The organism is Streptomyces sp. NPDC051214, assembly GCF_040682375.1.
Lineage (GTDB): Bacteria > Actinomycetota > Actinomycetes > Streptomycetales > Streptomycetaceae > Streptomyces.
Genome location: NZ_JBFBAT010000008.1, coordinates 13527 through 32269, shown reverse-complemented (window position 1 = coordinate 32269; position 18743 = coordinate 13527). Strand labels below are relative to the sequence as shown.

Below are 18743 nucleotides of genomic sequence, written 5' to 3'. Positions count from 1 at the left end.
GCCCCGGGGCGGCGGAGGCTTTGGGCGTTCGAGGGAGCTCAGGCCAGCGAGAGGAAGAGTTTCTCCAGGCGGGCCCGCATCTCCTCGCGGTCGGCGGGCGACTGCTCACCCTCGGCCATGCAGTGCTGGAGTCCCGTCGCGATGATCGCGAACCCGGCCCGGTCAAGCGCGCGGGACACCGCGGCCAACTGCGTGATCACGTCCTCGCAGTCCCTGCCGTCCTCGATCATCTTGATGATGCCGGCGATCTGTCCCTGCGCCCTGCGCAGCCGGTTCAGCACGGACCTCAGCTCGTCGGCCGCCATCTCAAGCTGCACGCTGCCACCCTCCATTAATACCCCTGGGGGTATTGTAGCCTGCGAGGGTGAGAGCCTTGGCTCAACGAAAGGACGGCCCCACATGACTCCCCCCACCGATCTGGCGCCCGCCCAGGCGGCCGCCCGCCTGGACCGCTACACCGTCATCGACGTGCGCAGCCCCGGCGAGTACGCCTCCGGCCACCTTCCCGGAGCCCACAACATCCCCGTCGACCACCTGCACAGGGCGCTGCCCGAGCTCAAGGCCGCCGCCGCCCGTGGCGAGCTCCTGATGGTCTGCGCCTCCGGGAACCGCTCCGCCTCCGCGTGCGACGAGCTGGCCGCCGCCGACATCCCCGCCGTCACCCTGGCCGGCGGCACCACGGCCTGGGCCGCGGGGGGCCACCCCCTGCACCCCTCCCAGGGGGCACCGACGGCCTGGCCGATGGAGCGTCAGGTGCGGCTCGCCGCCGGGTCCCTGGTCGTGCTCGGCCTGGCCGCGGGCACCCGCTTCAGGCCCGCGCGCTGGCTGGCCGCGGGCGTCGGCGCCGGCCTGGTCTTCTCCGCCGTCACCGACACCTGTGGCATGGCCTCCGTCCTCGCCAGGCTTCCGCACAACCGCCCTCGCGCCGCGGACCTGCGCACCACGCTGGAAGCCCTGTAGTTGGCAGGTCCGCTCAGTGGATGCGGCGCGCCCGGTGCGCCCGGGTCGTGAGACGTACGTCGGCCTCCAGGACGCGGGGTGCCGCAGCCGCCCGTGCCTCGGCGACGGTGCCCCCGGCGAGCTCGCGCAGCACCGCGTCCGGGGAGCCGTCGGGGTCAAGGACCAGCGTGATGCGGGCGCGCAGCCGCCGGGGACGCCCCAGCAGCCGTACGTGGGCGCGGGCCACGCCGTCCACCGCGCGGGCACGGTCGGCCATGACGGAGGCCAGCGCCTTGGCCGAGAGGGTGACGCCCGGTTGCCCCAGCGGCAGTTCGCGCGGGCGGCCGGTGCGGAGCTGGGCGAGGGCCCAGCAGAGGAACAGGACGGCGCCGACCGCGAGGGCGGCGATCACGACGGGCGTCCACCAGCCGTGATCGCGCCAGCGGCCGAGCATCTCCTCGTCGAGCCACACCCGGTCCGCGTCGACCCGGGGCACTGCCGAAGGCAGCCGCTCACGGACGGGAGCCGCCGCGGACGCCAGCGCGGCCCCCGCGACCAGGAGAACTGCCGCCGCGCAGAACAGAGTTGAGCGGTTCGTGCCGCTACGGAGTCGGCTCATCGGGCGTGCTCCTCTCCGCCTCGCCGGTCCCACCGTCGGAATCAGCCGGGGCGCGCCAAGCGGGTTCCGTGCTCAGGCGCACCCGAACCCGCAGCGGCCGGGCCAGTCCGAGCCCGGCGGCCGCCGCCTCGGCGGCCTCGGTCACCGCACGCCGCGCACCCTCGAAGTCACCGAACCCGAGCCCGGCCCGCACTCGTGCCGTACGGCGGCCGACCCTGACGCGGACCCGGCCGGCGCCCGCCACGTCGCTCACGGCATCCCGCACGAGGACGGCGACCGCCCGGCGGTCCAGGACGGCGCGCACCCCTGTCAGCGGGGTCCGCATGGGCAGGACGCCGCGCCGGCCCGGTGTCACGGCGAGGACCAGCAGCCACACACCGAGCGCGAACACGCCGGCTGCCGCGAGAACACCGGTGGCCGCGGCGCTGTCCGGGCCGTGCGTGGAGAGCCACTCCATCGCGTCGGTCCGCCACCGCGCGGGAGCGTTCCCGGCGGCATGCACCGACACCACGTCGTACAGCAGCACCCCACAGACCGCGGCCGCGAGGAGCGCCAACACCCCGACGGGCAGGCGCCGTTGGGACCACGGACGGTGTGCGCGCAGCTCGGCGGCCTCGACCGGCGGCGCGAGCTGCCCGGCGGACAGCTCGCGCCGTGCAAGGCCCCGGACGCGGATGCGCGCCGAGGACACGGTGAGACCGGTGAGCCGGGCGGTGCGCTCGGCGACGTGCGCACGCACGCTCTCGCCCGACTCGTCGAGCCTCGCGGGGTAGGGCAGGGTCACGGTGACGTCGACCCGGGCGCGGCGGCCGCGTACGGCCGCCGAACCCTTGCGGACCTCGACCGGGCCGGGCGCCGGCGCCTCCGTCGCGGCGCGTTCCGCGATGCGGCGCACCGCGCGGTCCGCGACGGTCGTCGTGCCGCGCTGTGCCGCGGGCGTGGTCATCGGCGCTCCCGGTCACGCCCGCCGATGAAGGCGCGTAGATCCGTGCCGTCGTCGACGAGACGCCCCAGGACGAAGCCGACCGCGCCGAGCGCGGCGACCAGGAGGAACGCGCCGAAGCCGCCGAACCACCCGGCGAATCCCAGGGCCATGCCCGCCATCAGGCCGACCAGAGCTGTGCTCACCACTCACCTCACACCACAGAAGGGGACGTCCCAGGCCACCGCGTGCTACTCGACGCGCGTCTCGGTGCCGGAGTCCGCGTTGTCGTCCTCGGGCAGGTGGACGTCGTTGACGGCGACGTTCACCTCGACCACCTCCAGGCCGGTGATGCGCTCCACCGCCGAGATGACGTTCTCGCGCACGTCGTGCGCCACATCCGTGATGGGCACGCCGTACTCGACGACGATGTCGAGGTCGATCGCCGTCTGCCGCTCGCCGACCTCGACCTTCACCCCGCGGCCGACGTTGGGGCGCCCGCCGGGGACGCGGTCGCGCACGGCGCCGATGGTGCGCGACAGGCCGCCGCCCATGTCGAACACGCCCGGGATCTCGCGGGCCGCCATGCCGGCGATCTTCACGACCACGACATCGGCGATGGACGTCTTGCCCCGCGTCGCCGCCGGCTGCGCCGCGCCGGTGGCACCGCTGACGGTGATGGCTCCCGGAGTGCTCCTGCGGGCCTCGCCGGTGAGTTCCTTCTCGGTGGTGCCGGGCGCGGCCGTCTTCGAAGTGAGGTCCTGCGTCGTCATGGTGGCATCTCCTCGGGGATCGTCGGGGTCTTGGGTGTCGTACGGTCTTTCGGGCTCTTCTCCTGCTCCGACCCGAGTACCCGCGGTCCGTTACGCGCCTCACGAGAATTTTCTCGCCCGGGAGGTAGCTTTCCTGGGCCGCGTAACGCGGTGGGCCCTGCGCGTGTCGTACGAGCGCGACCGAAATGAGAGGAGCCGCGTGTGCCGGGCGACCGGGGCAAAGCAGCCGACGAGGTGGACGCGTCCGCGAGACGTGACGACGGACTGCTCGCGGTGCGGGCGGCGGAAGGTGACGAGGAGGCCTTCGAGGCCCTCGTGCACCGGCACGCGCCGATGGCGCTGCGCCTGGCCACGCGCCTGCTCGGGAGCCGCCCGGAGGCGGAGGACGCCGTGCAGGAGTCCTTCGTCAGTGCCTGGCGCAAGCTGCCGGAGTTCCGCAGGGACGCGCAGTTCGGCACATGGATCTACCGCATCGTCACCAATCGCTGCCTCAACGTGCTGCGCTCGCGGCGCCCCGTCGTGGCGCTCGACGGCCTGCCCGAGCCGGCCGCCCCGGAGCACGAGGTCTCGCCCGCGCGGGTGGCCGAGGGGCACGCCGCGGTGGCGGACCTGGCGCGGGCGATGGAGGGACTCTCGCCGGAGCAGCGGGTGTGCTGGGTGCTGCGGGAGCTGGACGGCGCGTCGTACGAGTCCATCGCCGAGACGGTCGGGATCAGCACGGAGGCGGTCCGCGGCCGTGTCTTCAGGGCGCGGCGCTATCTGACGGAGGCGATGGCCGCATGGCGATGAACGGGGAATCCGTACCGGACGACGAGCGGGAGGCGGGCTTCGGAGTGCTGCCCGAGGACGAACTGCTGCCCTGCGGCCGCGAGTTGTCGCAGGTGTGGGAACAGTGGGAGGCGGGTGTGCCCGACCCCCACGCCGACGGCTGCCCGCACTGCACCCAGGCCCTGGACGCCCTGCGACAACTGGAGGGGATCGTCACCGAGGCGCGCGACACCGTACCGCGCGAGCAGGACACCTCCGCGCTCACCGGCCGTGTCATGGACGTGGTGCGCCTCGAACTGCGGCCGGGCAGGACGCTGCCCCTGGGCGACGAGGACGAGGACGCCTGGATCGTGGAGGCCGCGGCGGCCAGGACCGTGCGGGCCGCCGCGGAGTCCCTGCCGGGCGTGCGCGCGGGAAGCTGCCGCATCGGCCCGCTGGACGACACCGCGGCCCCCGCGCCCCCGGGGCGCCTCGCGCGCGGGCCGGTCAGGATCCGCGTCGAGGTGCAGGTGCCGCTCCCCTGGAACCTGCCGGAGGTCGCCGACCGGGTGCGGGGCCGGGTCCTCGAAGCGGTGGACGAGCAACTGGGGATGCGGGTCGCGGTCGTCGACGTGACGATCAGCGACCTCATCGACGACACGGACGACGACACGGGCGACGACGGCGCGGAAGGGCGGCAGCGGTGAGCGAACGAGACGTTTCGCGCGTGGTGGCGAACGCCGTCATAGAGGCGGTCCTCGACACTCCGGGGGTGGCCTTCCTGCGGCCGGGCCTCGCGGACCTCCTGCGGTCGTCCGCCCTGCTGAGGCGCGGTCTGCCCAGCACTCCGGCGGGCTCCGCGGGCGTGCAGGTGCGGCGGGAGAAGCCCGGCGGGGACTGGAGCGTGGAGGTGTACGTCGTCCTGCACCGGGGACGGCGGACCCTGGACGTGACCCGGGAGGTGCGCGCGGCGGCCGCCGAGGCCGTCGGCCTGGTGACGGGCGAGCCGGCGACCGGAGAGCCGGGCACGCCCCGGATCACCGTCACGGTCACCGGCCTCGTCTGAGCCGCCCTCGGAAGCCTCGCGCCAAGAGCCGTCGGGGCAGCATGGGGGCTGACATTCAAGCTACCGGTGAGTAAGGTCGCGGGTCGAGGATCGGAGTTGTCATGACCCGCACGTTCACAGTGTCACGAAGCATCCTGGTCGACGCGTCACCGCGGACGGTGTACGAGCAGGTCAGCCAGCCCGCCCTGATGGGGCGCTGGAGCCCCGAGAACCTCGGCGCGACCGTGCCCGGAGGGGAAGTACCCACCGTCGTCGGCCTCGTCTTCGAGGGGCACAACAAGCGCGGCCCGTTCCGCTGGACCACCCGCTGCACGGTGACCAAGGCCGAGCCGGGGCGGCGCTTCGCCTTCCGCGTGCACGCGATCGGACTGAAGCGCCCCCGGCTGCGGGCCCCCATCGCCACCTGGGAGTACCGCTTCGAGGACAGCGACGGCGGCACCAAGGTGACCGAGACGTGGACGGACGACCGGCGTTCCTGGCCCACGTTCGCGGCCAACGCCTTCGACCGCCTGGCCACCGGCGGTCGCACCTTCGCGGTCTTCCAGGTCGGCAACATCGAACGGACGCTGAAGAACCTCAAGCGGGAGCTAGAGACCGCTCGTTGACCGCGCGGCGCCCCGGTCGGCCTCGTCGGTGGTGCCGCCGCCCGGCGGTCCGGTGATCGGGGCGATCGGCGTGTCGGCCGCGCGCACCCAGCGCGGCCCCTCGGGTCCGTACACCCCGCGCGGTTCCGGGAACGCCGAAAGCAGCGCCAGATAGACGATCGCCGCGACGGCCGCCCCCAGCGGGAGGCTGATGTCGGCGCCGTTCGCGAGGTCGCCGAGCGGCCCGACGAACTGGCCGGGGATGTTGGTGAACAGCACCCCGGTCACCGCGCCGGTCCACCAGGCGGCCATGCCGCGCCAGTTCCAGCCACGCGCGAACCAGTAGCGGCCGCCGTGCTGCCGGCGCGTGAAGACCTGCAGCGCCTCGGGGTCGTACCAGCCGCGCCGGGTGACGTAACCGAGCATCATGACGATCATCCACGGCACGGTGCAGGTGATGATCATCGTGGCGAAGGTGGAGATCGCCTGGACGAGGTTGAAGCCGAAGCGGCCCACGAAGATGAACGTGATGGACAGGACGCCGATCAGGACGGTGGCCCGCACGCGGCTGAGCCGCGGGAACACCGAGGAGAAGTCCAGACCGGTGCCGTACAGCGCGGTGGTCCCGGTCGACATGCCGCCGATCAGGGCGATCAGGCAGACCGGCAGGAAATACCAGCCGGGCGCGATCGCGAGCAGGCCGCCGACGAAGTTGGGGGCGGCGGGGTCCATGTACGTGGGTGCCTGCTCGGCGATGATCGCCGCCGTCGCCAGGCCGAAACCGAACGGAAGGACCGTGGCGACCTGCGAGAGGAAGGCGGCCCCCATCACCTTGCGACGCGGTGTCGCAGCCGGGATGTAGCGCGCCCAGTCGCCCAGGAAAGCGCCGAAGGAGACCGGGTTGGACAGCACGATCAGCGCGGCGCCGATGAAGGAGGGCCAGAACAGGTCCTGGGTGGCCTGATCGGCGTCCGCGGTGAAGATCCCCGCGTACGAGGGGTCGAAGTCCCCGGCGAAGGCGACGAGGCCGAGCACGAACAGCAGGGTCGCCGCCACGACCGCGATCTTGTTGACGAGCAGCATGAAGCGGAAGCCGTAGACACACACGGCAAGGACGAGCGCGGCGAAGACGGCGTAGGCGCAGCCGTAGGCCACGTCGCTCTCCGGCACGCCGAGCAGCCGGTGCGCCCCGCCGATGAGCGCGTCGCCCGAGCTCCACACCGACAGGGAGAAGAACGCCACGGCGGTGAGCAGGGAGAGGAAGGAGCCGACGATCCTGCCGTGCACGCCCAGGTGGGCCGAGGAGGAGACGGCGTTGTTCGTGCCGTTGCGCGGCCCGAACACCGCCATCGGCGCAAGCAGCAGCGAGCCGACGAGCAGCCCCAGGAGCATCGCCGCGAGCCCTTGCCAGAAGGAGAGCCCGAACAGGATCGGGAACGCCCCGAGCACACAGGTGGCGAAGGTGTTGGCGCCGCCGAACGCGAGCCGGAACAGATCGAGCGGTCCCGCCGAGCGGTCCGCGTCCGGAATGCGTTCGACTCCGTGCGTCTCGACCTCGGTGACGGACGGAGATGGCTCCTTGGGCACAGGCGGCTCCCTGGTCGGCACCACGGCGTGCGAGGTGCTGGGGCGGAAATGCAGGGACCGTAAACGCCATGCGTGTGGCCGCACCAGTGCCCGATTCGCACTGCGCGCGCCGGGCCGGTGGATGAATCGCACATCTGCCTGCGCGATCGCCCCTACAGCGCGTCGAGTTCGCGGACCACCGTCATGTCGTCGAAGGGGATGAGCTGTTCGCCGACGATCTGGTGCGGCTCGCTGCCCTTGCCCGCGACGAGCACGATGTCGCCCCGCCGCGCGGCGGACAGCGCGCGCGAGATCGCGGCGCGACGGTCGGCGATCCGGTCGAAGGGCGTCCCGGTGGACGTCAGGCCGGGAACGATCTGGTCCATGATGATCTCGGGGTCTTCGTTGCGGGGGTTGTCCGAGGTGAGGACGCACAGATCGGAGTGGCGTCCCGCGATCTCGCCCATCTGGGCGCGCTTGGTGGTGTCGCGGTCCCCGCCGCAGCCGAAGACGGTGATCACCGACCCGGTCGCGAAGCCGCGGATCGTGGCGAGGACCTTCTCCAGCGAGTCCGGCGAGTGCGCGTAGTCGACGATCACGCAGACCCCCCGGGCGGTGGTGAAGCGTTCGAGCCGTCCCGGGGTGGGCGGCATCCGGTCCAGGGCCTCGACGAGCGCGGGCAGTTCATGCCCGAGCAGATGGCACGCGGCGAGGGTGGCCAGCGCGTTGGACACCGAGAAGCGGCCCGGTATCGGAATCGCGGCGGGGTACTTGCGGCCGTCGTGGTGGAGCGTGAAGCGGGTGCCCACCGCGTCCACGACCAGGTCGCTCGCCCGGTAGTCGGCCGGTGCGTCCAGACCGTACGTGGTCACCGCGCCCGGCATCAGGGCCGTGATCTCGGCGCTGACGGGGTCGTCGGCGTTGACCACCGCGCGCTCGCAGAGCCCTGCGAAGAGGCGCAGCTTGGCCTTCTTGTAGTGCTCCATCGTCCCGTGGTCGTCCAGGTGGTCCTGGGTGAGGTTGGTGAAGACACCGAGGCGCACGGGCACATGGTCCAGGCGCCGCTGCAGCAGGCCCATGGACGTGGCCTCGAGCACCACACTGCTGGTGTTGCGGTCGCGCATGTGGCCGAGGAGGTAGTGCAGGTCCGGGGACTCGGGGGTGCTCAGGACCGATCGCGGCATGGGGATCCGCTCCGTGCCGATCCGGCTTCCCGACGTGCCGATCACTCCCACTCTCGCGCCCGTGGCCAGCCTGAGCGCCGACTCGATCATGTACGAGACGGAGGTCTTGCCGTTCGTCCCCGTGATCGCCACGACGTCCATCGCCCCGCCGGGTTCGCCGTGGTACCGGGAGGCGACGAGCGAGGCGGCCGCCCGTGCGTCGCTCACCCGCACCACGCACACCCGCCCCGAAAGTTCCGTGTCCGGCAGCGCGCCGTCCTCGGTGAGGACGGCCACCGCCCCTCGTTCCAGGGCCCGGCCGATGCCCCCGGGCCCGCCCTCCTCGTGGCCGGGAACGGCGACGTAGAGCGAGCCGGACGTCACGTGGCCGGCGTCGAAGGTCACTCCCGCGGTGACCGGGACTTCCGGGTGACCGTGCAGAACATGGTGGTCGTGCCCGTCGAGCAGTGCGCTGAGCTTCACAACAGTCCCCTCGAAGGCGGTCCACGGCACACCGCGCACGCCCGGCCTGAGGGGCAGGGCGACGGCGAGCCGGAATCGCGGTGATACGCGTAAGGCGAGCGGGCCCCACAGGGGGATATCTGCGTGCGGCCGAAGGGCCAGGACGGCCGAGGACGCTACCTGCGGGCCGCACGACCGGTCGCAGAGGACCTTCAGGGCCGTGGAGGGCTGAGCACAGGTGGCCGGGCGGAGCAGGGACCTGCCCGACACCGCTTCAGTGTACGGCCGCGTGGGTTCGCCGCGAACATGCCGAAACGAGCCCCGCGTTCGCCGCTTTCCCCCGCGGGCGCCTGAGGGTACCTGCGAGGGGCTATTGACGCGGACGCGTCACTCGGTATGGTCTAGTCCAACGGTAGGAGCCATTCCGGAGAGCTGCAGCCCCCGGTGCTCCGGTGTGATCACCGGCGGATCCTGCCGCGTCTCTTCGCGCCTCCCACCCCTCCTGCGCGCTCAAGAGACGGACCCGTATCCCTCCCCCCCCCACCACGTGACGGGCGGCCGTGCGCACGCATGGGCCGACCGCCAAGGAGTGATCCCCCATGCGTCCTCGTGTCCTCGCCGCGCTGACCGCCACCGCTTCCGCGGCCGCACTCGCCCTCCTGACCCTCGCGCCCCACGCCTCCGCCGAGAAGGCGCCGGGGGAGCGGGCCGCGGCGGAATTCCTCGTCAGCGAGGCCCAGTTCAACGCGATGTTCCCGAACCGGAACTCCTTCTACACCTACAGCGGGCTCACCCAGGCGCTCGACGCCTACCCCGAGTTCACCGGGACCGGCAGCGACACCGTACGCAAGCAGGAGGCCGCGGCCTTCCTGGCGAACGTCAGCCACGAGACGGGCGGCCTGGTCCACGTCGTCGAGCAGAACACCGCCAACTACCCGCACTACTGCGACAGTTCCCAGCCGTACGGCTGCCCGGCGGGCAACGACAAGTACTACGGACGCGGCCCGATCCAGCTCAGCTGGAACTTCAACTACAAGGCAGCGGGCGACGCCCTGAAGATCGACCTCCTGAACAACCCCGACCTCGTACAGAACGATCCGGCCGTCGCGTGGAAGACGGGTCTTTGGTACTGGAACACGCAGAACGGCCCGGGGACCATGACGCCGCACAGCGCCATGGTCAACGGCGCGGGCTTCGGCGAGACGATCCGCAGCATCAACGGCAGCCTGGAATGCGACGGGAAGAACCCTGAGCAGGTGCAGAGCCGTATCAACAACTACACGAAGTTCACCGGAATCCTCGGCGTCACCCCGGGCGACAAGCTCAGCTGCTGACGGCCCCAGCCGCCAGGACCAGGCTCCCCCTCGCCCCGCCGGTCGCGATCCGGTGGGGCGAGGGGTGATTTTCGGCCAACGTTAGTGTAGTGCTCAACGATCGGTCGGCAGGGGCTGGTTGGCTCCGTAAGTGATCAATAGCCTGGAGCGCGTCGCCTTTCCCGACCTAGGAGCCACATGTCCACCGCGCAGCAGGTCCCTGACATCCTCTCGCCCGAGTTCGCCAAGGACCCGTACCCGGCCTACCAGGTGATGCGGGAGAACGCACCGCTCTTCTGGCACGAGGCGACACAGAGCTGGATCATCTCGCGGTACGCGGACGTCGAGCGCGTGTTCAAGGACAAGGCCTCGCAGTTCACCACCGACAACTACGACTGGCAGATCGAGCCCGTCCACGGCAAGACGATCCTCCAGCTCAGCGGCCGCGAGCACTCCGTGCGGCGCGCGCTCGTCGCACCGGCCTTCCGCGGCAGCGACCTGCAGGAGAAATTCCTGCCCGTCATAGAACGCAACTCCCGCGAACTCATCGACACCTTCCGGCACACCGGCAGCGTCGACCTGGTCGAGGGCTACGCCACCCGCTTCCCGGTCAACGTCATCGCCGACATGCTCGGCCTGGACAAGTCCGACCACGCCCGCTTCCACGGCTGGTACACCACCGTCATCGCCTTCCTCGGCAACCTGGCAGGCGACGCCGAGGTCGCGGCGGCCGGTGAACGCACCCGGGTGGAGTTCGCCGAGTACATGATCCCGATCATCCGGGAGCGCCGCGACCACCTCGGCGACGACCTGCTCTCCACCCTGTGCGCCGCCGAGGTGGACGGCGTACGCATGAGCGACGAGGACATCAAGGCCTTCTGCAGCCTGCTGCTCGCGGCGGGCGGCGAGACCACCGACAAGGCCATCGCCAGCATCTTCGCCAACCTCCTGATGCACCCCGAGCAGCTCGAGGCCGTCCGGCAGGACCGCGGTCTGATCGCCCGCGCCTTCGCCGAGACCCTGCGCTACACCCCGCCCGTCCACATGATCATGCGGCAGTCCGCGACCGACGTGGAGGTCAGCGGCGGCACCATCCCCGCCGGGGCCACCGTCACCTGCCTGATCGGCTCGGCCAACCGTGACCAGGAGCGCTACCGCGAGCCGGACCGCTTCGACATCTTCCGCGACGACCTGACCACGACGACCGCGTTCTCCGCCGCCGCCGACCACCTCTCCTTCGCCCTCGGCCGGCACTTCTGCGTGGGCGCGCTGCTCGCCAAGGCCGAGGTGGAGATCGGCGTCGACCAGCTCCTGGACGCGATGCCGGACGTGCGGCTCGCCAAGGGCTTCGACCCCGTGGAGCAGGGTGTGTTCACCCGGGGACCGCAGTCGCTGCCGGTGGAGTTCACCCCCGCCGCCGTCTGACCCTCGAGGGGCGCCGCCGGCAGGCGGCGCCCCGGCACCGGCTCAGTGCGCCACGGGCGTGAACTGCACCGGCAGCGACGTCAGACCGCGCATCCAGATGGACGGCCGCCAGGTCAACTCGTGCGGCTCCACCGCGAGCACCAGGTCGGGCAGCCGCTCCAGGAGCGTCTCGACCGCGGTCCTCGCGATGACGTCGGCGAGCAGCGGAGCCGGGTAGGGGCAGCGGTGCTCGCCGTGGCTGAAGGAGAGATGCGCGGAGTTCTCCGGGCCGACATGCGACTCGGGCCAGATCTGCGGGTCGGTGTTGGCCGCGGCGAGGCCGAGCACCAGACAGTCGCCCGCCCGGATCTGCCGCCCGCCGAGCTGCGTGTCGCGCACCGCCCAGCGGCCGATGAAGTTCTGCGTCGGGGTGTCGAGCCACAGCACCTCGTTGAGCGCCTCGCCCACGCTCAGCCGCCCGCCGGACACGTTGAGCGCGAACCGCTCGTCGGTCAGCATCAGCCGCAGGGTGTTGCAGATCCAGTTGGCCGTCGGCTGCTGGGCCGCCGCGATGATGGAGATCAGGTCCTGGACGATCTCCTCGTCGGTGAGACCCGCCGAGTGCGTCAGCATCCGCGAGGTGACGTCCGCGCCGGGCTTCTCGCGCTTCTCCTTCACCAGGAGCTGGATCCGCTGCGCGACGCGCGTGTAGGCCGCCACGGGGTCGTCGCCCTCATGCGCGTCCAGCGAGATCCGCAGGTCGTCCACGAGCTGCTGGGTGTCCGTGCCCTCGTGCGGCATGCCGCACATCTGCACCGCGGCCACCATGGGCAGCGCGTGCGCGTACGCGTCCATCAGCTCGGCCTGGCCGCTGCCGGCGAACTCGGCGATCAGCCGGTCGGCGATCCGGGCACAGTCCCTGGCGAGTTCGAACTGGTCGACCCCCTCAAGGGCCTCCGTGATCACCCCGGCCCGCCTGCGGTGCTCCTCGCCCTCGGCGAACAGGACCGAGGGCTGGTAGCCGACGAACGGCAGCAGCGGCCAGTCGGCGGGGATGTTCTCCCACTGGTTCCAGCGCCGCGAGTCCCGGGCGAACAGCTCGTCGTGTCCCGTCACATAGCTGACCTCGGAGTAGCCGAGCACCAGCCACGCGGGCACGTCACCGTCGAGGAGCACCGGCGCCACCGCGCCGTGCTCCCTGCGCAGGCTGCGGTAGAGCTGCGACGGCGTCTGCTGGTACTCCAGACCGCCCAGGCGCACCGCGCCCGTGCCCGCGTGCGCCGGGCACCCGGGCGGCGGGCTCTGTTCGAAGGGGGATCCGGTCGGCTCGGTCACGGTGTCATCTCCTGGGCCATGGCCAGTGCGTAGAGGTGGTCCACGAGGGTGATCAGGACATCCTTGCCCGACGACCTCACCCGTGCGTCGCAGTCGATCAGCGGCACGTGGTCGGGCAGCGCGAGCGCCTGCCGGATCTCCTGGAGCGAATGGGTCGAGGTGTCGTCGTCGAACCGGTTGACGGCCACCACGAACGGCGTCTTGTGGTGTTCGAGCCGGTCGATGGCGTACCAGGAGTCGTCCATCCGCCGTGTGTCGACCAGGACGACCGCCCCGAGCGTGCCGGAGAAGAGCCGGTCCCACAGGAACCAGAAACGCTCCTGCCCGGGAGCCCCGAACAGGTAGAGGACCACACGTTCGTTGAGGCTGATCCGGCCGAAGTCGAACGCCACGGTCGTCGTGGTCTTGGCGGCCACGTCGGTCGTCTCGTCGACGCCGACACCGGCCTGCGTCATCACCTCTTCGGTGTTCAGCGGACGGATCTCGCTGACCGAGCGGACCAGCGTGGTCTTGCCGACCCCGAAGCCGCCCACGACGACGATCTTCAGGCCGGTCTCGGCAGTGTCGGACAGCGGCGTCCGGGAGGGCAGCTCAGATGTTGCGGAGCCCATGGAGCACCTCCTTGAGAAGGGCGGAATCGGGGATCGAGGCGGCCGAGCCGGCCGCGCGGGGGTGGCGGGCGGTGATCCGGCCCATAGCGAGCAGGTCACCAAGGAGGATCCGCACCACCGTGATCGGCAGCTTCATCTCCGCCGCGATCTCCACCACGGCCGTCGGATGCCGGCACAGTTCGAGAATCCGTACGTGCTCCGACTGCATCCCCGCAGTGGGCTCGCACTCGCTCACCACCAGCGTGACCAGGTCGAACGAATCGTCGTCGGCGCGGCTGCGACCGCCGGTGACCGTGTAGAGCCGGTCCGGATCACCGATGTCCACGGGCCTGCGCGGCGTCACGAGGAGCCGCTGCCTTCGGTCTGGGCGCGCGGCTCGGCGCGCAGGTGCTCACCGATCTGTTCGACCAGTTCGGTCATCTGATGCCCCACCACTCCGGGATCGGCGTTCTCCTCCGCCACCACCGCCAGGTGCGCTCCCTGGCCGGCCTCGACGATGAAGAGCAGTCCGCCGTGGAACTCGGTCATGGAGTGCCGGACGCCGCCGGTCCCGTCGCCGAACTCCATGGAGGCGCCCTGGGCAAGGGCCTGGATCCCGGAGCAGATCGCCGCCAGCTGGTCAGCCTGGTCGAGCGTCAGATGCTCGCTCCAGCACAGCTTCAGGCCGTCCCGGGAGAGCACCAGGGCGTGCCGCGTACCGGGGGTGCGCTTCAGGAGGCTCTGCAGGAGCCAGGTCAGGCTGTTGTCAGTGGTCTGCATGGTAGGCGGGGCGAGATGCGCGGGTCGTCCGGTCACCTGCCCGTCCCTCCAATCTCACGAATTACGAGCGGGGAAGGGGGCGCCAGAGCCCGGGCGCCGTGCGGGTGGCTTCGGTCTACTCGGCGGGCGGCGGCCCGGAATCGGCGGGGGACTCGGGCGCCGCGGGGGAGCCGGGCACGTCGCCCGCCGCCCGCCGCCCGCGGTGGAAGGCACCGAACCGGGATCCGGCGTCGCGCGGCGGCAGCCCCGCGTCGCCGGAGAGCGCCCCGGATCCGGCAGCGGCGTCGGACGCCGCCCTGCGCTGCTCGCGCTCGCGCTCCGCCTCGGCCATGGTGCGCCCGGGGGCGCGCACGGGCAGGCCGTTGGCCGTGGCGGCCGCGGGGCGGGCAGGCTCCGGCGCGGGCTGCGGCTGAGCTGCCGCGGGCGGTGCCTGCGGGGCCTCCGCGGGCTGTTCCGGGGCGGCGGGCTGCTCGGGGACCGCGGGGAGCGGCGCGGGCGCCGGCTCGACGCCGCGGGGGGCGAGCTGCTGGGGAGCGGGGTCGCGCTGCTGGGCCAGGAGCTGCGGGGGCAGCAGCACCACGACGCCCGTGCCGCCGCGCGAGGACGGACGGAAGTTGACGCTCATGCCGTACTTCGCGGCGAGACGCCCGACCACCGCGAGACCGAGGCGGGTGCCCTGCAGCGAGGCCAGGTCCGTGATGTGCCCGGAGACCGACTCCTCGGCGCGGCGCATCGCCGCGTCGGCCATCTTCAGGCCGCTGTCCTCGATCGTCACGACGATCCCGGCGCTGCGCTCCTCCACATAGACGTGCACCTCGTCGATGGGCGGGGAGAAGTTCGCCGCGTTGTCCATGAGTTCGGCGAGGACGTGCATGACGCCCTCGGCGGCGAAACCGGCGATGGCCACCGTCGTCGAGCAGTGCAGCCGCACCCGCTGGTACGCGGAGATGCGGCCCACCGCGCCCCGCAGGATGCTCTCCATGACGATCGGCTTGTTCCAGGCGCGGCTGGAGCGACCGCCCATCAGCAGGGCGAGACGGTCGGTCATGAGACCCAGCTGGGAGGTGCTGTGGTCCAGGCGCAGCAGATCGCCGAAGACCTCCACGCCGTGCCGCTCCTGCATGTCCCGCAGGTCGGCGAGCATGCTCACGGACTTGGCCTGCACGCGGCTCAGCGCCTTGGCGGAGGCCGCCTGCGCGGCCGCGGCGCGCCGCTCGCTGTAGGCGAGCTCGCGGACGAACGATTCCGCGGGCACGCGCAGCAGGGGGTTGCGCGGCCATTCGAGGCCGGCGAGCACCGTGTCCGCTGAGGCACCCTCGCGCAGCCGCTCGATCGCCGTGGGCAGCGTCACCGCCGTCAGCTGGTCCAACTCCGTCGCGGCCTGCGCGAGTTGTCCCTGGGCGTGATCGCGCCGCGAGTCGACGTCGGCCGCGTGCCGCACGGTCTCCTCCACCACGGAGGCGAACTCGTGGACGATCTGGCGCAGTTGCGGATCCGACGGAGGTGCGGTCTGCGCCAGCGTCTCACTCGCGCTGGTCCCGTCGCGCAAGCGTTTCATCACGGTCGGCAGCGTGACGGTCAGCAGGTGCGCGGACTCGGCACCCTGCCGCGCGATCTGCGCCTTGAGGGCGGCGGCCTCGGCGTGGTCCGCGTCGGCGGCCGCACGGACCCGCTTGACGTGCAGGGACGTCGTCACGAGCGCGATCGCCAGACACAGCCAGCCGGCCAGGACCGAAGCCACCGTCCAGACCCGGGCGTTCTCCGGTGCCATGAGGCCCGCCACGGCACCGGCCACGGCGGTCACCACCAGCACGACCACGGGCAGGGTCGACGCGGGCCGGCGCGCCTTCGCTATTCGGTGCGGGCTGGGGGGAGCAGGCACGGGCATTCAGCGGTCCCTCGGTCCTTGAGTGCAGGTAAGCAACGAGCCGACCGATGTACGCGTACGCATCGGTCGCGGGCCCGGCGGGAACGCCAAAGAGGACGGCGATCTTCCGGACCACACCCGCGCCATGCTAGCCATCCCGCGGAGCGCGCAGGACAGTGAGGCGGAACAGGCAGCCCTGAAGGGGCTTTCGTCGTGATCTGACCCCTCGAACATGGCGCCGTGATAATGGAGTTCGACTTTACGGCGCCACATTCGGCCGCCACCTTACGGCGACATCAAGACAGCGGGTCAGTCGACCGGCGAGGTCTCGGTGATCTCGTACGCCTCCAGACCCGGAGCCGCGAGGAGATCCGCGACGCAGGCCGCCGAGCCGCCGACGTACGTGCTCACCAGATCGACGTCCCCTGCCACGCACCAGGCCCGGTCCTCGGGCCACCAGAGGTCGGGGAGCTCGGGTGCCGCCTCGTCAGGTTCGCCCCCGGGGACGGGGAACGCGGGTGAGTCGGCGTCATCCAGCGGTCCGGAGAGCAGGATCTCGTGACGGCCCGGTGTGCGGAACACGGGATACCCGTCCCAGTTGTACTGGCCGTACCCCTCCCAGAGCCCGTACCAGCAGCGCTCGGGGGTGCGAGTGTGCCCGGACAGCACGGAGATCAGGGCGCGGGCCACGGAAGCGGGGGTCGGGCCCTCGTCGGGGTGCTCGTCCCAGACACCGGGGACGGCCGGGGTGTCCTCGTTGCGGTAGAGAAGCCGGTCGCTCCCGAGGCCGATCAGCTCGTGCCAGCGTGTCCCCGCCGACACCGACCGGCCGTACGAGGCGGCCACCTCGTCCCACCGCACCGGTTTCGTGCCGAGCCAGGCCGGGTGCAGGATGCGCGCGTACGCGTCGAAGCCGGGGGCGCAGACTCCCGCGACCGTGCCGAATCCGTCGTCGTGAGGCGGGCGTTGCTCCAGCCATCGGGCGGGCGAGAGGTCGTGCCGCTCGACACGGAGACGGCCGTAGGCGGACGGGGGCTGGCACTGATCGACGAGGCGCATGCCCCAAGTGTCGCCCGTGCCGTGCCGTGCCGTCCCACGGCCCACACACGGATGCCGATTGAGGCGGGCGGGTCGGGGCACTCGGACAGCCGTGGGGCGGCCGGCTGAGCGGCCGCCCGTCTCCATTGCGATCCATGCCGACCTGATGCCGATTGAAGAGGGACCCCATGGGTGTGAAGAAGACCGCCGTCGTCGTCCTTGACTGCGCGAAACCCGAGGAGCTCGCGGAGTTCTACGCGGGCCTGCTCGGAGGCACGGCCGGCCTGGGCACCGATCCCGACTACGTCGAGGTGTCCGACGCGCAGGGCCTCCGTATGGCGATCCACCGCGACTACGGCTACGCGCCTCCGAGCTGGCCGCGCCCCGAGGACTCCCAGCAGGCGCACCTCAGGATTCTGGTGGACCGCGGCGACATCGACGAGGCGGAGCGCGAGGCCATCGGTCTGGGCGCCCGGCCCGTGGACACCAAGGACAACTCCGGCCCCCGGGACACCCGGACCTACAGCGACCCGGCTGGGCACTCGTTCACCCTTGCCGTGTCCGCCGAGCCGAGGGTGTCCCGCTGAGCGCGGTGACTCCCGCTCAGCCGGAGGGCTCGTCCGGCACCGGCTGGTCCGGGCGGACGCCGCCCGAGTGCGGCGCACCGCGCCGGCCGGTGCCCGCCTCGTCCGTGTCCGGCACGTCGTCGTCGGCGTCCGGGGCGTTGCCCGTGGTGGCCGCGTCGCCGTCCGGCTCCCAGTGGTCCTCCTCGTCCGACGCCTGCTGATCGGGCAGATCCCTCGGCACGGGTGTCTCGTCCTCGCCCCGGGTCTCGGGCAGTTCCTCGCTCACGGCGTTCCCTCCAGTCTCGTCACTGCGTCCCGCGCGGTCTCCCGGCGGCTTCCGCTGCGCAGGCGCGGCTACCCACCGCACCAGCGTCAACACCTCGTACGGGTCCACCGTGGCCCGCCGGGGGCGGGTCGGCCAGGCGAGCGGGGCCGGTTGACACGAAGCCGCCGGTGACGGTCGTCAAGGGCGCCAGTACAGGGCCGGGTCCGGGTGGTCGACGAAGCCGAGGTCTCGGTAGAGGGGGGCGCCCTCGGAGGAGGCGTACAAGTCCACGCGGGTCACCTCGCGTTCCCGGAACCAGTCGAGTAGAGCCCCCATCAGCGCGCGGCTGTGGCCCCGACGCCGGTGTGCCGGGTCCGTGACCACGCCGATCACCAGGCCGACCCGGCCGTTGCGCAGATGCGGGCCCGGCAGCCGCTGCTCGACCGAGCCGATGGCGCAGGCGGCCAGGCCTTCTCCGCTCCCGCCGTCCACGACGAGGATCCGCATGTCCTCCGTGGCCATGTGCTCCTCAAGGACCGCGGCCAGGTCGTGCTGCCAGCCGGTGTCTCCCGCGGGCGGGCTGAAGTAGTCGCCGCCGAGGTTCTCGAACAGCAGCGCCCGCAGACGTACGAGCTCCGCGATGTCGTCCCGCGTCGCCGGGCGGGTCGTCAGGCGCGCTGCGGGGTCGGCGGACGGGCGTACGGGGGTGCGGTCTTCGGTGCGTCGTGACATGACGATCAGCCT

23 protein-coding genes are annotated in these 18743 nt (G+C 71.9%); 8 read left to right on the top strand and 15 right to left on the bottom strand.

Translation table 11 applies throughout. The annotated features are described in order from the left end of the window. Positions 1-38: 38 nt before the first annotated feature. Entirely contained in the window at positions 39-317 is a 279-nt protein-coding gene (locus tag AB0M70_RS21570) for a metal-sensitive transcriptional regulator (RefSeq protein ID WP_365821597.1), read from the bottom strand. Positions 318-399: 82 nt separating this feature from the next. Here AB0M70_RS21570 and AB0M70_RS21565 point away from each other — a divergent pair, with 82 nt between their 5' ends. Further along, positions 400-960 (top strand): rhodanese-like domain-containing protein, encoded by a 561-nt coding sequence (locus AB0M70_RS21565; protein WP_365821595.1) that lies wholly within the window; start codon positions 400-402, stop codon positions 958-960. Between the two features lie 13 nt (positions 961-973). Here AB0M70_RS21565 and AB0M70_RS21560 read toward each other — a convergent pair whose 3' ends face one another. Genes AB0M70_RS21560 through AB0M70_RS21545 form a run of 4 tightly spaced genes read right to left on the bottom strand, consistent with a single transcriptional unit; the run spans position 974 to position 3253 of the window. After that, entirely contained in the window at positions 974-1558 is a 585-nt protein-coding gene (locus AB0M70_RS21560) for an alkaline shock response membrane anchor protein AmaP (protein ID WP_365821593.1), read from the bottom strand. Continuing rightward, positions 1542-2504: a DUF6286 domain-containing protein gene (locus AB0M70_RS21555; RefSeq protein WP_365821591.1), complete on the bottom strand. Its 963-nt coding sequence runs from the start codon at positions 2502-2504 to the stop codon at positions 1542-1544. Before AB0M70_RS21555 ends, AB0M70_RS21560 begins: the two co-directional genes overlap by 17 nt. Next, the gene (locus tag AB0M70_RS21550) at positions 2501-2686 is read right to left on the bottom strand and encodes a hypothetical protein (protein WP_365821589.1); all 186 of its coding nucleotides are present in this window, start codon (positions 2684-2686) and stop codon (positions 2501-2503) included. The genes AB0M70_RS21555 and AB0M70_RS21550 overlap by 4 nt, the downstream gene beginning before the upstream one ends. Positions 2687-2731: 45 nt before the next feature. After that, the gene (locus AB0M70_RS21545) at positions 2732-3253 is read right to left on the bottom strand and encodes an Asp23/Gls24 family envelope stress response protein (RefSeq protein WP_365821588.1); all 522 of its coding nucleotides are present in this window, start codon (positions 3251-3253) and stop codon (positions 2732-2734) included. 201 nt (positions 3254-3454) lie between these two features. Here AB0M70_RS21545 and AB0M70_RS21540 point away from each other — a divergent pair, with 201 nt between their 5' ends. The 4 genes from AB0M70_RS21540 (at position 3455) to AB0M70_RS21525 (ending at position 5671) form a co-directional block, all read left to right on the top strand. After that, entirely contained in the window at positions 3455-4042 is a 588-nt protein-coding gene (locus AB0M70_RS21540) for a sigma-70 family RNA polymerase sigma factor (protein WP_365821587.1), read from the top strand. Beyond that, positions 4033-4707, top strand: a complete 675-nt coding sequence (locus AB0M70_RS21535) for a hypothetical protein (protein WP_365821586.1) — start codon at positions 4033-4035, stop codon at positions 4705-4707. The genes AB0M70_RS21540 and AB0M70_RS21535 overlap by 10 nt, the downstream gene beginning before the upstream one ends. After that, positions 4704-5066: an Asp23/Gls24 family envelope stress response protein gene (locus tag AB0M70_RS21530; RefSeq protein WP_365821585.1), complete on the top strand. Its 363-nt coding sequence runs from the start codon at positions 4704-4706 to the stop codon at positions 5064-5066. Before AB0M70_RS21535 ends, AB0M70_RS21530 begins: the two co-directional genes overlap by 4 nt. Before the next feature lie 101 nt (positions 5067-5167). Then, the gene (locus AB0M70_RS21525) at positions 5168-5671 is read left to right on the top strand and encodes an SRPBCC family protein (RefSeq protein ID WP_365821584.1); all 504 of its coding nucleotides are present in this window, start codon (positions 5168-5170) and stop codon (positions 5669-5671) included. On the opposite strand, the gene AB0M70_RS21520 is transcribed toward AB0M70_RS21525, so the two are convergent. Further along, positions 5654-7237 (bottom strand): cytosine permease, encoded by a 1584-nt coding sequence (locus tag AB0M70_RS21520; RefSeq protein ID WP_365821583.1) that lies wholly within the window; start codon positions 7235-7237, stop codon positions 5654-5656. The genes AB0M70_RS21525 and AB0M70_RS21520 overlap by 18 nt on opposite strands. 152 nt (positions 7238-7389) lie before the next feature. Continuing rightward, positions 7390-8862, bottom strand: a complete 1473-nt coding sequence (locus AB0M70_RS21515; protein ID WP_365821582.1) for a UDP-N-acetylmuramoyl-L-alanyl-D-glutamate--2,6-diaminopimelate ligase — start codon at positions 8860-8862, stop codon at positions 7390-7392. A 578-nt stretch (positions 8863-9440) separates the two neighbouring features. On the opposite strand from AB0M70_RS21515, the gene AB0M70_RS21510 reads away from it, so the two are divergent. Beyond that, positions 9441-10175, top strand: a complete 735-nt coding sequence (locus AB0M70_RS21510) for a chitinase (RefSeq protein ID WP_365821581.1) — start codon at positions 9441-9443, stop codon at positions 10173-10175. A gap of 177 nt (positions 10176-10352) precedes the next feature. Next, positions 10353-11579 carry a cytochrome P450 gene (locus tag AB0M70_RS21505; RefSeq protein WP_365821580.1) on the top strand — a complete coding sequence of 409 codons (1227 nt, stop codon included), beginning with the start codon at positions 10353-10355 and terminating at the stop codon, positions 11577-11579. Between the two features lie 42 nt (positions 11580-11621). Here the strand turns inward: AB0M70_RS21505 and AB0M70_RS21500 are convergent, their stop codons facing one another. The 6 genes from AB0M70_RS21500 to AB0M70_RS21475 all read right to left on the bottom strand — a co-directional run bounded on the left by AB0M70_RS21500 (position 11622) and on the right by AB0M70_RS21475 (position 17189). Further along, on the bottom strand, positions 11622-12893 hold the full coding sequence (locus AB0M70_RS21500; RefSeq protein ID WP_365821579.1) for a cytochrome P450: 1272 nt from the start codon (positions 12891-12893) through the stop codon (positions 11622-11624). Continuing rightward, on the bottom strand, positions 12890-13504 hold the full coding sequence (locus AB0M70_RS21495) for an ATP/GTP-binding protein (RefSeq protein ID WP_365821578.1): 615 nt from the start codon (positions 13502-13504) through the stop codon (positions 12890-12892). Before AB0M70_RS21495 ends, AB0M70_RS21500 begins: the two co-directional genes overlap by 4 nt. Continuing rightward, positions 13485-13847: a DUF742 domain-containing protein gene (locus AB0M70_RS21490; protein WP_361840052.1), complete on the bottom strand. Its 363-nt coding sequence runs from the start codon at positions 13845-13847 to the stop codon at positions 13485-13487. Before AB0M70_RS21490 ends, AB0M70_RS21495 begins: the two co-directional genes overlap by 20 nt. Continuing rightward, on the bottom strand, positions 13844-14263 hold the full coding sequence (locus tag AB0M70_RS21485; RefSeq protein WP_363206274.1) for a roadblock/LC7 domain-containing protein: 420 nt from the start codon (positions 14261-14263) through the stop codon (positions 13844-13846). Before AB0M70_RS21485 ends, AB0M70_RS21490 begins: the two co-directional genes overlap by 4 nt. A 115-nt stretch (positions 14264-14378) precedes the next feature. Continuing rightward, positions 14379-16151 (bottom strand): ATP-binding protein, encoded by a 1773-nt coding sequence (locus AB0M70_RS21480; RefSeq protein ID WP_365821577.1) that lies wholly within the window; start codon positions 16149-16151, stop codon positions 14379-14381. Positions 16152-16439: 288 nt separating this feature from the next. Further along, entirely contained in the window at positions 16440-17189 is a 750-nt protein-coding gene (locus AB0M70_RS21475; RefSeq protein WP_365821576.1) for a hypothetical protein, read from the bottom strand. Between the two features lie 167 nt (positions 17190-17356). Here AB0M70_RS21475 and AB0M70_RS21470 point away from each other — a divergent pair, with 167 nt between their 5' ends. Further along, positions 17357-17755: a VOC family protein gene (locus AB0M70_RS21470; RefSeq protein ID WP_365821575.1), complete on the top strand. Its 399-nt coding sequence runs from the start codon at positions 17357-17359 to the stop codon at positions 17753-17755. 16 nt (positions 17756-17771) lie between these two features. Here the strand turns inward: AB0M70_RS21470 and AB0M70_RS21465 are convergent, their stop codons facing one another. Together AB0M70_RS21465 and AB0M70_RS21460 are read right to left on the bottom strand one after the other, a co-directional pair. Then, a complete protein-coding gene (locus AB0M70_RS21465; RefSeq protein WP_365821574.1) occupies positions 17772-18020 on the bottom strand; it encodes a hypothetical protein in 249 nt (82 codons plus the stop codon). A 177-nt stretch (positions 18021-18197) separates the two neighbouring features. Then, positions 18198-18731 carry a GNAT family N-acetyltransferase gene (locus AB0M70_RS21460; RefSeq protein WP_365821573.1) on the bottom strand — a complete coding sequence of 178 codons (534 nt, stop codon included), beginning with the start codon at positions 18729-18731 and terminating at the stop codon, positions 18198-18200. Positions 18732-18743 lie beyond the last annotated feature (12 nt).